The sequence below is a fragment of the Thiohalocapsa sp. ML1 genome, from assembly GCF_001469165.1.
Taxonomy (GTDB): domain Bacteria; phylum Pseudomonadota; class Gammaproteobacteria; order Chromatiales; family Chromatiaceae; genus Thiohalocapsa.
Genome location: NZ_JABX01000013.1, coordinates 133,304 through 145,695, shown reverse-complemented (window position 1 = coordinate 145,695; position 12,392 = coordinate 133,304). Strand labels below are relative to the sequence as shown.

The following is a 12,392-nucleotide window of genomic DNA, read 5'->3' as shown; positions in this document are numbered from 1 at the left end:
CGGCTGACCGGGACCGCCGGCTTTCCAGCCGGCTCGCCGCCGACGCGGCTCGATGCCGCGTCGGCGGCGTCTGCGCTGAGCAAGAGGGCGCATGCTCAGTCCTCCGCCCGGCGGCGCGGCATGGGCAACCGCCCGGCTCCCGCGCCGCAGATCGCGCGCCGGAGGCATCGAGCCCCCGGCACGCGAAGCCGGCTGAAAGCCGGCGCTCCCAGTGCGTGCCGGCGCGGTGTCGAGCCCGCTCGTCGGGCATACATTTCGATAGCGATAGCGATATCGATAGCGATGAGCACGACTTGTCGCTCTCAGGCTTCGCCTCCCTAGCTGGCTATCAGGCTTGCCGCGAGCCGGCCCAACGACTGCCCACATAGCCGTGCTGATTGAGGTGCGCGACCATCGACGCGAACACCTTGGGCGCGTCACCATCGACCGATCGATCGACTTCCGGCAACCGGGCGAGTGTCTCGGCGAGTCGTTGCAGCCGCGGGTACGCCTCCGGAAAGCAGGGAAGCACGGGCTGCAACAGATGCATGCGATTCAGCAGCGGCGCGAGCACCACATCGACCATGCACAACTCGCTGCCGGAAAAATAGGGCTCGGCATTGTCCATGGCCGCTTCGATCTGCCCGAGGCCGTCATGCAACTGATCCCGTGCGGCGATAAACGCGGCTTCGTCCTCGGCACGAATCATCGCGCCGAAGCTTGCCTGACAAGCCGATACCAATTCCACCAGAGCCCGCACCTGCGCACGCGCAACCGGCTCAGCCGGAAACATGCGTCCACCGCCGATCTCGTCTATCAGCTCGCCGATGACCGCGGACTCCAGTATGGGGATGTCGTCAACCACCAGGACCGGCACGCGCCCATGCGGCGACGCGGCTGCAAACCAGCCCGGCGGTGCGTTCGGGTCGATCCACACCAGCTCGTGCGGTAATCCATAGTGCTCCAATAAGATCCGGACGCGTTGACAGTACGGACAGAAATCGAAAGCCGCCAGCTTCAACTGCATCAAACACCTCCAACCGTTGCAAAAGGCCAATCGCGAATGCCGCCCTCGATCGTCGCCGCCTTGATGCGCCGCTGCTTGAGCAGCATCGTCGCGACCTCCGCGCGCTTCCCGCCCTTGCACAGCACGAGATAACGCGCATTGGGATCGATCTCGCCCATGCGCTGACGCAGCTCGGGAAGCGGTATGAGCAGCGATCCGTCGATGTGCTCGTCGTCGTACTCCTCTTCGTATCTGACATCCAGCAGTCGAGCACCCTCGTCAAGCATGGTCTTTGCGACCGCAGCGCTCACCATCTCGGCCTGCGAGGCCGCGATCAGCTCATGGAAGTCGTCCTTCTCCAGACGCAGCAGCTCACCGTCGGTCGTCATCGTCACGGTGGCGGTGCGGGTACCACCGAGGATCAGCGCCTCTTCGCCAAAACTTGAGCCCGGACCGAGATGGTTGACCAAGACTGGCGCGTCGTCATACAGCCCTTGGGACCAAACCTCCGCTTCGCCGACCAGGATGATGTACAGCGCATCACCTGGCTCACCCTGAACAACCACACCATCGCCCGCCGAAACCTTGACGAGCTGCATCCGTTCCATCGCCTGCTCCACGCAGTCCAGCGGGAGCTGCTGCATCCCGAGACAGCTATGCTGAACAAGCCGGAATCGCTCCCGCGCCGCTTGGTTTGCAAACAGATCGTCTTCGACCGCCAGCTCCTGCCAGGACATGAGCTGATCGAGATCCTGCGACTCGCACTGGCACAGCACCGCCTCGCTGTCGGCGATGACCGTCAGCCGATTGGGTGGTGGCTCCAGGTTGATGGGCAGCCGCCGGTCATCTCCGGCGCTGTACCGGCGCTTGCCGTTGTCGGCGACGATGGTGACGTCCCCGCCGATCAGGTAGAGGTAACCTTCGGCACTGCCCGCGCTGATGCGGATCTCCTCGCCCGGATGCAGCTCGAACAAGCGCATGGTGCGATTGAGCGCCGAGAGTGCCTGCGCGGGGAGATGAATGAACGGCGAATAGTGCTTCGCCAGGGTGCTGATGGCTTCTTGGGAGGTAATGGCCATGCTGAACCTTTGTCATTATTGTGAAGAAAGTAGCCGAGTCTTGACCTTCGAGAAAACGCTGCTCGGGTCAGTGCATCGGCGTACGAGACCTGTGGATAGGCGGGCATAATCGGCCTTGATCATTATCCCGACCAGCGCCGCGGGCTCCGTGCGTAGCCGCAGCTTCCAGTCCTGATGGCGTCAGTCCGGGACGGCCTGACTACGCAGGCGGCCGCCGCTGTAGTCGAAGTCATGATCAAGGCCCCGCGCGCCCGCTCGTCGTCGCAAGCGAACCGAAGGCCGAAGATGGCTCCAGCCGCTCGGAGCCACAAGGCGAAGCCCCCCCAAGCAGCTTTCAGGTGACGGAAACGGTCAGTCGGACATCCGCGTCTCGGCGCGCTCATCACCCATGCGGGTCCGCAACAGTCGCACCGCCGCCGTCTGGCTCGGCGCCGCCATGCACTCGGCGAGGAGCGCGGGATCGAGACCCGGCAGCTTGGCGCTGCGCCCGGTCTCGCGGTAGCCGTCGTTGTCGAGCACATGGAAGCTGAGCCGGCCCCGCTGCCAGAACCAGACCTCCGGCACGCCGAGGCCGCGGTAGACCTTGAGCTTGTCGATGCCGCCCGAGGTCTTGGCGACCTCGATGGCGATGTCCGGGCGCTGCGGCTCCGCGTCGAGCGGACCGATGAGGTAGCACTCGTCCGCCTCGGCGCCGAGCGCCTTCGCGCGGTCCTTGAGCGTCCAGGAGCCGGCGCCGGTCAGCTCCGTGCCGGTGTGGTCCGCCCAGGCCTCGATGAGGCGCGCAAGGGTCTTCTTGTCGGACTCGTGGCTCAGGCCGGGCGTCATCAGCTCCAGGGCTCCGTGCAGGTAGGTCAGGCGCGGCACGGCGGAGTCGCCGCGCAGGGCGTCCAGGCGTGCGTAGTCGTCCCAGTTGGCCGATCGCAGCAGCACGCGCTGCTCGGATGGCGCAGGCTCGTAGGTCGCGCGATCTTCGGCGATCAGTTGCGGGTTGGTCGCCATGGGCGGTTCTCCAACTGGTTGCGGCGTGCTCAATGCCGGGATAGCAGAAGCCTAGGAACGCTTCAAAAACAAGCGGTAGAGTCCGTGGTCTCACCTCGACGGTCAAGCATTTAAGGACGTCGAGCTTCTCGCGGCCCAGTGTCATGTCGTGTCGATCGCGATAGCGATAGCGATCCCGATTTCGATTTCGATTTCGGTGCCGTTGACGTCGGGTTTCGCTGCGCTGAGGCGATCTTGGGAGTGCGCCGATAATTTCTGAACCATCACTAACCCGCCAAAGCGCCAAGCAGCTCAGGCCTGCGCTTGCAGCGCCTCCAGCTCGGCGGCGGCATCGAGCCAGTCGGCCTCGGCCTGCTCCAGTGCGGTGTCGATGCGTTGCTTGTCGGCGAGTAGCTTGAGCAGCCGCGGCTTTTCGGCGTCGGCGTAGAGCGCGGGGTCGGCGAGGGACTGCTCCAACGCCGATTGTTCTGCCGTGAGACGCTCTACGTCGGACTCCAGCTTGTCCACGCGCTTCTTCACGGGTTGCAGCCGGGCTCGCTGCTCCGCCTCGCGGCGACGCTGGTCCTTGCGCGAGCCCGCATCGGCGGCATCCGATGGGGTCGGAGTCGTTTGCGAGCCGACATCGGTATCCCCGCCCTGCACGGCCTTCGCACGGGCCGCGAGCCAGGCGGGATAGTCGTCGAGCGAGCCGGCGAAGGGCTCGGCGCGGCCGCCGTTCACGAGCAGCAGCGTGTCGCAGGTGACGCGCAGCAGGTGGCGGTCGTGGGAGACCAGCACCAGCGCGCCGCCGAAGCCGAGCAGCGCCTCGCTCAGCGCCAGGCGCATGTCCAGGTCCAAATGGTTGGTGGGCTCGTCCAGCAACAGCAGATTCGGGCGCTGCCAGACGATGAGCGCGAGCGCGAGCCTGGCCTTTTCGCCGCCGGAGAAGGGCGCGACGGGGTCGGTGACGCGCTCGCCGGTGAAGCCGAAGCCGCCCAAGAAGTCCCGCAGGCGCTGCTCGGTGGCGGGCTTGGCGCCGCGCAGCTCCGTGGCGGCCTCGATGCGCTCCAGGTGCTTCAGCGGGCTTGCGGCGGGGTCGAGCTGGTCCACCTGGTGCTGTGCAAAATAGCCGATGGCGAGCCCCTGCGCCGGCTCGCGCTGCCCGGCGGTCGGTGCGAGCTGTCCAGCCAAGAGCTTGATCAGCGTGGACTTGCCGGCGCCGTTGGGCCCGAGCAGCGCGATGCGGTCGTCCGGGCGCAGGCTCAGGCTGATGCCCGAGAGCACGCGGCGCTCGCTGCCATCCACGCGATAGCCGGCATGCACCTGCTCCAGCCGCAGCAGCGGGTCCGGCTGTGCGGCGGGCTGCGGGAATTCGAAACGGAACGGCGAGTCCACGTGGGCCGGCGCGATGAGCTCCATGCGCTCCAGGGCCTTGAGCCGGCTCTGCGCCTGCCGCGCCTTGGTGGCCTTGGCGCGGAAGCGGTCGACGAAGGCGCGCATGTGCGCGACCTCGCGCTGCTGGCGCTCGTGCGCGGCCTGCTGCTGCGCGAGCTGCTCGGCGCGCTGGCGCTCGAACGCGGAATAGCCGCCGGTGTAGACCTTGAGCCCGCGCCGCTCCAGGTGACAGATGCGCTCGACGGTGCTGTCCAGAAAGTCCCGGTCGTGGGAGATCAAGAGCAGCGTACCGGAGTAAGCCTTGAGCCAGCCCTCGAGCCAGATCACGGCATCGAGGTCCAGGTGGTTAGTCGGCTCGTCGAGCAGCAGCAGGTCGGAGCGGCACATGAGCGCCTGCGCCAGCGCGAGGCGCATGCGCCAGCCGCCGGAATAGCTCGACACGGGGCGCCGCTCGTCGCCGATCGCAAAGCCGAGCCCGTGCAGCAGCCGTGCGGCGCGGCTCTCGGCGGTGTAGCCGCCGATGGCCTCGAGCTGGCCGTGCAGCGCCGCCTGCCGCACGCCGTCGCCGGCCTGTTCCGCGGCAGCGAGGTCGCGCTGCACCGCGCGCAGCTCGGTGTCCCCATCGATGACGAAGTCGATGGCCGGCCGCTCGCCCCCGGGCGTCTGTTGCGCGACGTGGGCGATGCGCCAGTCCGCCGGCAGCGCGACGCTGCCCGCGTCCGGGTGCAGCTCATCGCGCACCAGCGCAAACAGGCTCGATTTGCCGGTGCCGTTGGCGCCGGTGAGGCCGACCTTCTGGCCGGGGTGCACGCGCAGGTCCGCGCCTTCCAGCAGCAGCTTGGGGCCGCGGCGCAGCGTGACTTCGGACAGCTCCAGCATGGTTCAGTGGCTCTTGGTCTGGGGGCCGGGCTCGGCACCGCCGCGGTCCAGCCGACGGTAGCCGATGGCCTCCCCCAAGTGTGCAACGGTGATGGCCTCGCATTCAGCAAGGTCGGCGATGGTGCGGGCCACCTTGAGGATGCGGTGATAGGCGCGGCCGGACAGCGCGAGCCGGCGCATGGCCTGGGTCAGCAGCTCGCGGCCCTGCGCGTCCGGCGTGCAGTGGCGCTCCAGCGCGGCCGTGTCCAGCGTGGCGTTGGTGCAGCCGGCGCGCCCGAGCTGCGTGGCGCGGGCCTGCTCGACCCGCGCGCGCACGGCGGCGCTCGTCTCCGTGGCGGCGGCACCGCTCGCGGGCGCCGCCGTGAGGCGCTCGGCCGGCAGCCGCGGCACCTCGAGTTGCAGGTCGATGCGGTCCAGCAGCGGCCCGGAGATGCGCCCCCGGTAGCGCGCCACCTGGTCCGCCGTGCAGCGGCAGCGGCCTTGGGCGTCGCCGAGGTAGCCACACGGGCAGGGGTTCATGGCGGCGACGAGCTGAAAGCGCGCCGGGAACTCCGCCTGCCGCGCGGCGCGAGAGATATGAATGCGCCCGGACTCCATCGGCTCGCGCAGCACCTCCAGCACGCGGCGGTCGAACTCCGGGAGCTCGTCCAAGAACAAAACGCCGAGATGCGCCAAGGAAATCTCCCCCGGCCGCGGCGTGCTGCCGCCGCCCACCAGCGCGACGCCGGAGGCGGTATGGTGCGGGGCGCGGAACGGACGCTCGCGAAAGCGCGCCGGGTCCAGCTCCGACTGGCCGCTGACGGAGCGGATGGCGGCCACCTCCAGCGCCTCGTCGTCGGCCAGGGTGGGCAGGATGCCGGGCAGCCGGTTCGCGAGCATGGACTTGCCGGTGCCGGGCGGGCCGATCAGCAGCAGGCTGTGGCCGCCCGCGGCGGCGATCTCCAGCGCACGCTTGGCGTGCTCCTGCCCGCGCACCTCGGCGAGGTCCGGATACTGCGGGCGCGCACGGTGCGACGGCGGGGCGCTGTGCGGCGCGATGACGGCCTCGCCGTTCAGGTGCGCGCAGACCTCCAGCAGGTGCTCGGCGGGCAGGATATCCAGCCCCTCCACCAGTGCCGCCTCGTCGGCGTTGGCGCGCGGCAGCACCAGTGCGCGGCCGGCCTCGCGGGCGGCGAGGGCCGCCGGCAGCACGGCGGAGACCGGCCGCAGCGCGCCGGTCAGCGCCAGCTCCCCCAACAGCTCCAGATGCGGCAACTGGTCGGCGCGCACCTGCCCGGAGGCGGCGAGGATGCCGATGGCGATGGGCAGATCGAAGCGCCCGCCCTCCTTCGGCAGGTCCGCGGGGGCGAGGTTGATGGTGACGCGCCCGGCCGGGAAGCTAAAACGGCCGTTGATGATGGCCCCGCGCACCCGATCGCGGCTCTCCTTCACGGCCAGTTCGGGCAGCCCGACGATGGACAGCGCCGGCAGCCCGCTGCCGGCGTGCACCTCCACGATCACGGCGGGCGAGCGGATGCCCTCGCGGGCGCGGCTATGCAGAACGGAGAGGCCCATCAGGCCAGCGCGGGCGGCGGTGCCGTCCCGGCGCTGTTCGCTCAGCCCGCCTGCGGCGGCGCCGTACCGGGGCCGCCGGCGGCCTCCAGCTCGGCAACCCGGGCGGCCAGCGCGTCGAGCTTGGCGCGCGTGCGGGCGAGCACCGCCGCCTGCACATCGAATTCTTCCCGGGTCACGAGATCGAGCCGGCCGAGGCCGCTCTCCAACGTGGAGCGAAAGCCGCGGCTTAGGTCTTCGCGCAACACCTTAAGCCCCTCCGGCATGCTCTCGGCGAGCCGGCGCGCGATATCGTCGAGCTGTTTCGGGTCCAACATGAGGCAATCTCCAAAGGTCGTGACGTGGATTGAAACGGATTATAGGGCTTCGGATTGCGCGGCGTTCCGGCGCACCCGTGCTCGATCTTCGTGCGCGATCTCGGGTCCTTCACCCCATCACTGCACCAGAACGGTGCGATCATGTGTTGCTGATCCGCTACAAGAAGCCGGTAAGCGTTGGCTTTTGGGTACATGCGGGATTGGCACAGCAAGTGCATTGCTCGTCAACGGAATCCGCCCACTGCGGCGAATGACATGGGGCCGACGATGGTCAGAGGCCCCGGCAGCACCCTAGAGGTAGACAGCATGAAAACACAATTCCTCCGCACGGCAGCCGCCGCCGGTACCCTGGCCGCCACTTCGCTGGCATCCATGGGTCCTGCCTTCGCCGCCGATCCTTGGGCCGTCAGCGCGAACATCGGCGCGGTGTCTAACTACATCTGGCGCGGCGCGACCCAGACCGGGGACGGACCCGCGATCCAGGGCGGCATCGACGTCGGCCACGAGAGCGGCTTCTACGTCGGCACCTGGGCGTCGAACGTCGATTGGGACAACGGCACGCAGGACGTGACCACCGACGTGACGGGCTACGTCCCGATGCACCCGGATACGGGTCTACCGGTCACCGATGCCGACGGCAACTATGTCGTTGTCGGCACCGGCACGGGCACCACCGGCGGTGATCCGTCGCCCAACTACGAGCTCGATCTCTACGCGGGCTACGACTTCGCCGTCAACGACGATCTGAGCTTCGGCCTCAGCACCATCTACTACGCGTACCCGGACGGCCGCGACGTGGACTTCTGGGAGATCGGCGCGAGCGGCACGTACAAGTGGTTCACCGCCGGCCTCGCCTATACCGCGTGGGGCGAAGCGGACGACGACGCGCCCTATTCCGAAGGCGACATGTACTACTACGGCTCCATCGATGTCGGCCTGCCCTATGACTTCGGGCTCAGCCTGCGCGGCGGCTACTACGACTTCGACACCAAGGAGGGCGGCGTCGACTATGGCCACGGCGGCGTAAGCATCAGCAAAGAAGCGGGTGACTTCGGCACCTTCAGCTTCAACTACGACCAGATCGCCCGCGATACCTATGACGATGATCCCAAGTTCTGGGTCGGTTGGCTGAAGGAGTTCTAATCAGCACCGGGCCTGATCCGTCCACCCCCCGTGCGCCGGGCCGCTTGCGGCCCGGCGCTTCCCCGTCCAAGGAGCGCAAACCATGAAGCTGATTTCAGCCATCATCAAGCCATTCAAGCTCGACGATGTCCGCGAGGCCCTCGCGGACATCGGCGTGTCCGGCATCACTGTCATCGAGGTCAAGGGCTTCGGCCGCCAGAAGGGCCACACAGAGCTGTACCGCGGCGCCGAGTATGTCGTCGACTTCCTGCCCAAGATCAAGGTCGAGATCGCGGTCGATGACCCGCTCGTGGATCAGGTCATTGAGGCCATCACCAGCGCCGCGCAGACGGGCAAGATCGGCGACGGCAAAATCTTCGTCTCCGACCTGGAACAAGTCATCCGCATCCGCACCGGTGAGACCGGTCCGGACGCGCTCTGAGCGCCAAAGACGGAGGTAAACCTAAGTGGAATCGCCAGAACTTCAACTCGCCTACGCCCTAGACACCTTCTATTTCCTCATCTCCGGCGCGCTCGTCATGTGGATGGCCGCCGGCTTCTCGATGCTCGAGGCGGGCCTCGTGCGTGCCAAGAACACGGCCGAGATCCTGACCAAGAACGTCGCCCTGTTCGCCATCGCCTCGATCATGTACATGCTGATCGGCTACGGGATCATGTACCCGGCCGGCGGCAACGGCATCATTCCAGAGATCTCCTGGTCATTCATGTTCCTGGACGCGGCCAACGACCACAGCGTGGAAGCCGTGCTCGGCAGCGACGGCGACACCTACTACTCGGGTCTGTCTGACTTCTTCTTCCAGGTGGTGTTCGTCGCCACCGCCATGTCCATCGTCTCCGGCGCCGTGGCCGAGCGCATGAAGCTCTGGGCCTTCCTGTTGTTCGCGGTGGTCATGACCGGCTTCATCTACCCGGTGCAGGGCTACTGGAAGTGGGGCGGCGGCTGGCTCGACGGCATCGGCTTCAACGACTTTGCCGGTTCCGGCCTCGTACACCTGTGCGGCGCCTCGGCGGCACTCGCCGGCGTGATCCTGCTCGGTGCGCGCAAGGGCAAGTACGGCAAGGACGGCAGCATCAACGCCATCCCCGGCGCCAACCTGCCGCTAGCCACACTCGGCACCTTCATCCTCTGGCTCGGCTGGTTCGGCTTCAACGGCGGCTCGCAGCTCGTCGTCTCCAGCATCGAGAACGCTAACGCAGTCGCCGGCGTCTTCGTCAACACGAATATGGCGGCCTCGGGCGGCCTGGTGTTCGGGCTCATCACCGCGCGCCTGCTGTTCGGCAAGGCTGACCTGACCATGGCGCTGAACGGCGCGCTGGCGGGCCTGGTGGCCATCACCGCGGAGCCGCTGACGCCGACCCCGCTCGCGGCGACGCTCATCGGCGGCGTCGGCGGTGTCATCGTCGTCTTCGCCATCGTGACGCTGGACAAGCTGCGCATCGACGACCCGGTCGGCGCCATCTCGGTGCACGGCGTCGTCGGCATGTGGGGCCTGATGGCGGTGCCAATCACCAACACCGACGCCAGCTTTGCCGCTCAGGCCATCGGCCTCGGCAGCATCCTCGCGTGGGTCTTCATCACCTCCTTCATCGTCTGGTTGCTCATCAAGCTGATCATGGGCATCCGCGTCAGCGAAGAGGAGGAATACGAAGGCGTCGATGTCGGCGAGTGCGGCCTGGAGGCCTATCCGGAGTTCGTCGGTACCCGCGGCGCGAGCTGACGCCCACCACCGAACAGACCGCGCAGGGACGCGCGCTCATGCTTGCAGCGGGGCCTTCGGGCCCCGTTTTCGTTGGTTGCCGCAAAGGCGCCACTTTGCATGCGCCGCGAGATCGAGAAGGTCGAGGCGGGTCCGAGGCTTGACCGAGGTAACCCTATTCCCGTCCCGGATGACGAGGGATTCCGTGCGTGCCTTCCGCCTCCTGTACAGCCCGATGCGGCTACAGGTCTGGCCTATTCCCCCACGAACCGCAGCGCCCGCTGCAATACCGCGTCGGACAGGTACATTCCGTTGTCGCGCAATCTCTCCAACACCGGACGTGCGACCGGGAGGCGACCGGCCCTTTTTGCGGCAAGCACCAGCCCGACAGTCCCGCGCAACGCAAGCCCGAACGCTCGGCACAGCGGCGCCCCGCCAAGTCGTCGATCACGACCGTGCTGTCGGCGAAGCTCCGTGCGAGCTCAATGACCGCGCTTTCTCCCGGTCCCAAGTCCCATGCTTGTACCTCGGCAGAGGATGGCGGAACCGGTCGAACCGCCAGCCAATCTTAGGCGGCGAGCGCCCGTGCGGTTGGATCCCCGGGTCCGTAGGCTCGAATTTCCGCGGCAACCGGCTCCGGTATCCAGATGATTGGCGCGGCCTCCTGCAACAGGTTCAGCAGGTCCGCCTCGGCCAAGTGGATCAACGGCGAAGTGTTGACGACCAAGCGGGGGGCGATGGCAGTCATTGATTCGTCTTGGGTCCGCCCGTGTCCTGACCAAGCTCCCGGGCGAGGCCGTCGTCGTCCACATGGAAGACGTCGACCCCTTCTCGCGCAAGGGCGCGAATGAAGTCACGGCGGTTCATTCCCGCCAGCTCCGCAGCGCGCTCCTGTGACAACAGGCCCCGCCCGTACCAGTGGATGGCTGCCGCTAGCTTCAGCTCGCGGCCGAGCTCGGCCGGAGAACGCCGTAAGGCGGACAGTGCCGAATCCGGCACGGATAGTGACACGATGGCCATTGGTCTCTTGCTCCCAAATGTTTGGTCCCGGCAGGTCGTCCACGACGACTCCGACGTCGAGCCGGCTCGCCGTGGCCGTCGTGCGCCCGGGCACCTGCGAGCGCGTCACGGTTAGGTCATCCGGCGTCACGCTCACGAGCTTGGACAGTCGGCGCCTCTGCTTTCTTCCCTGTTGGGCCTGTTGTGCTTTGGCGATCGCGGCCTTGATCTCGGCGCGATGCTCGTTACTGAGGGGCGACGGATAGAACTCGTACTGATAGCCGATACGGCTGGCGATCCGCAGTCCGCCGTCGGCGAAACTGTCCATCCCGCCATAGTCGCCAGCGCGGTTGGTGAACAGGTTGAAGGTGCGGCCTTCGCGCCTGGCCTCATGAAACGGGAGGAGATCCACGATCCTGGCGAATTCCAGTCCGCCCTCGTCGTCCCGCGGGAAGGACTTCGCTGAGACGCCGAGTTTCTGGGACGCGGGTGGGCGTGGGCATGGAGCAACCAGCGAAGAAAGAGACGAGGGTTCCAAGGTATACGAGAGTAGCTTCCGCACCGGCGGTTAAAGTCTAAACCGCTGATAGGTCTGTCTTGGAAAAGTCTTCCCCCTTGAACAGCAGCGGCATGCCGGTCGTCTTGGCCAAGGCATAGGAAAAGCAATCACCGAAATTGAGTTTGGCGGGGTACCTGCCCTTGCCGTAGTCCAGGTAGGCCTGGCGTGCGATGACGGCCTGCTCTCGGGTCACGGGCTCTATCCCGATGTCCGCGCGCGCGACGAGCGCATCTAGTTGCCGCCCCGCGGCGGCACCGAGCTGATTGTCCACGACGATGCCGGCCTCCAGGAAGCTCGCCGCGGACATTCTGCGCGATTCGGCGCCAGCGATGGCGTTCGCATAACGCTCCGCATCAGCCTCTTGGAACAGGATCGCGAGTATGGCAGAGGTGTCGATGATCATCTCGGCAATCCGCGCTCGTCATAGAGCAGCTCGGCGTGATCGATGTGTCGTCCGTGATCATCGCCGACACAGCGCCTGCCGATACGCATGAGGTCGGCGCTCAGTGCCTCTTGGTCTTGACGGCGCTTGATCCGCTCCAAGCGCTCCTTCACTGCAACAAGCACGGCGCGGGTCTTGGTCTCTCCGGTCAGATCGGCGAGCGCGGTCACCAGCGTGTCCGCCTCGGTGCTCTTGATGTTGAGCGACATTGGCATGCTCTATGGCAAGAGGTACGGGTAGAAGATACGCCGCACTTTCTACCATGGCGCGGCGCGTCAGGCATCTTTTCGCGATGAACGCCGCCGGCACAACGCCTCAAGCGGTGCGGGGTAGGCCGGCGCGCCGGCGGGTCGGGCGCGTCGGTTGCT

General features: G+C 67.0%; 15 protein-coding genes. 3 read left to right on the top strand and 12 right to left on the bottom strand.

Annotated elements, in window-relative coordinates:
- Positions 1-328: 328 nt before the first annotated feature.
- From ML01_RS10765 to ML01_RS10740, 6 genes are all read right to left on the bottom strand, one after another.
- The gene (locus ML01_RS10765) at positions 329-1,006 is read right to left on the bottom strand and encodes a glutathione S-transferase family protein (RefSeq protein ID WP_058555394.1); all 678 of its coding nucleotides are present in this window, start codon (positions 1,004-1,006) and stop codon (positions 329-331) included.
- Positions 1,006-2,064: a cyclic nucleotide-binding domain-containing protein gene (locus tag ML01_RS31320; RefSeq protein WP_058555393.1), complete on the bottom strand. Its 1,059-nt coding sequence runs from the start codon at positions 2,062-2,064 to the stop codon at positions 1,006-1,008. The genes ML01_RS10765 and ML01_RS31320 overlap by 1 nt, the downstream gene beginning before the upstream one ends.
- 351 nt (positions 2,065-2,415) lie before the next feature.
- Complete coding sequence (locus tag ML01_RS10755; RefSeq protein ID WP_058555392.1) at positions 2,416-3,063, bottom strand: Uma2 family endonuclease; 648 nt, start codon at positions 3,061-3,063, stop codon at positions 2,416-2,418.
- 291 nt (positions 3,064-3,354) lie between these two features.
- Complete coding sequence (locus ML01_RS10750) at positions 3,355-5,316, bottom strand: ATP-binding cassette domain-containing protein (protein ID WP_058555391.1); 1,962 nt, start codon at positions 5,314-5,316, stop codon at positions 3,355-3,357.
- Positions 5,317-5,319: 3 nt separating this feature from the next.
- A complete protein-coding gene (locus ML01_RS10745; protein ID WP_058555390.1) occupies positions 5,320-6,870 on the bottom strand; it encodes a YifB family Mg chelatase-like AAA ATPase in 1,551 nt (516 codons plus the stop codon).
- A 41-nt stretch (positions 6,871-6,911) separates the two neighbouring features.
- A complete protein-coding gene (locus tag ML01_RS10740) occupies positions 6,912-7,184 on the bottom strand; it encodes an accessory factor UbiK family protein (RefSeq protein ID WP_058555389.1) in 273 nt (90 codons plus the stop codon).
- A gap of 306 nt (positions 7,185-7,490) precedes the next feature.
- On the opposite strand from ML01_RS10740, the gene ML01_RS10735 reads away from it, so the two are divergent.
- From ML01_RS10735 to ML01_RS10725, 3 genes are all read left to right on the top strand, one after another.
- A complete protein-coding gene (locus tag ML01_RS10735; RefSeq protein ID WP_058555388.1) occupies positions 7,491-8,327 on the top strand; it encodes a TorF family putative porin in 837 nt (278 codons plus the stop codon).
- Between the two features lie 82 nt (positions 8,328-8,409).
- Complete coding sequence (locus ML01_RS10730) at positions 8,410-8,748, top strand: P-II family nitrogen regulator (protein ID WP_058555387.1); 339 nt, start codon at positions 8,410-8,412, stop codon at positions 8,746-8,748.
- 25 nt (positions 8,749-8,773) lie between these two features.
- A complete protein-coding gene (locus ML01_RS10725; RefSeq protein ID WP_058555386.1) occupies positions 8,774-10,045 on the top strand; it encodes an ammonium transporter in 1,272 nt (423 codons plus the stop codon).
- 233 nt (positions 10,046-10,278) lie between these two features.
- Here ML01_RS10725 and ML01_RS31315 read toward each other — a convergent pair whose 3' ends face one another.
- From ML01_RS31315 to ML01_RS10700, 6 genes are all read right to left on the bottom strand, one after another.
- A complete protein-coding gene (locus tag ML01_RS31315) occupies positions 10,279-10,404 on the bottom strand; it encodes a DUF3368 domain-containing protein (RefSeq protein WP_216819154.1) in 126 nt (41 codons plus the stop codon).
- A 188-nt stretch (positions 10,405-10,592) separates the two neighbouring features.
- Positions 10,593-10,772, bottom strand: a complete 180-nt coding sequence (locus ML01_RS30170) for a hypothetical protein (RefSeq protein WP_216819153.1) — start codon at positions 10,770-10,772, stop codon at positions 10,593-10,595.
- On the bottom strand, positions 10,769-10,966 hold the full coding sequence (locus ML01_RS10715) for a UPF0175 family protein (protein ID WP_254045214.1): 198 nt from the start codon (positions 10,964-10,966) through the stop codon (positions 10,769-10,771). Before ML01_RS10715 ends, ML01_RS30170 begins: the two co-directional genes overlap by 4 nt.
- The gene (locus tag ML01_RS30540; RefSeq protein ID WP_254045215.1) at positions 10,878-11,435 is read right to left on the bottom strand and encodes a hypothetical protein; all 558 of its coding nucleotides are present in this window, start codon (positions 11,433-11,435) and stop codon (positions 10,878-10,880) included. The genes ML01_RS10715 and ML01_RS30540 overlap by 89 nt, the downstream gene beginning before the upstream one ends.
- A gap of 163 nt (positions 11,436-11,598) precedes the next feature.
- Positions 11,599-11,985 carry a type II toxin-antitoxin system VapC family toxin gene (locus tag ML01_RS10705; RefSeq protein ID WP_058555383.1) on the bottom strand — a complete coding sequence of 129 codons (387 nt, stop codon included), beginning with the start codon at positions 11,983-11,985 and terminating at the stop codon, positions 11,599-11,601.
- The gene (locus ML01_RS10700; RefSeq protein ID WP_058555382.1) at positions 11,982-12,233 is read right to left on the bottom strand and encodes a type II toxin-antitoxin system VapB family antitoxin; all 252 of its coding nucleotides are present in this window, start codon (positions 12,231-12,233) and stop codon (positions 11,982-11,984) included. The genes ML01_RS10705 and ML01_RS10700 overlap by 4 nt, the downstream gene beginning before the upstream one ends.
- Positions 12,234-12,392 lie beyond the last annotated feature (159 nt).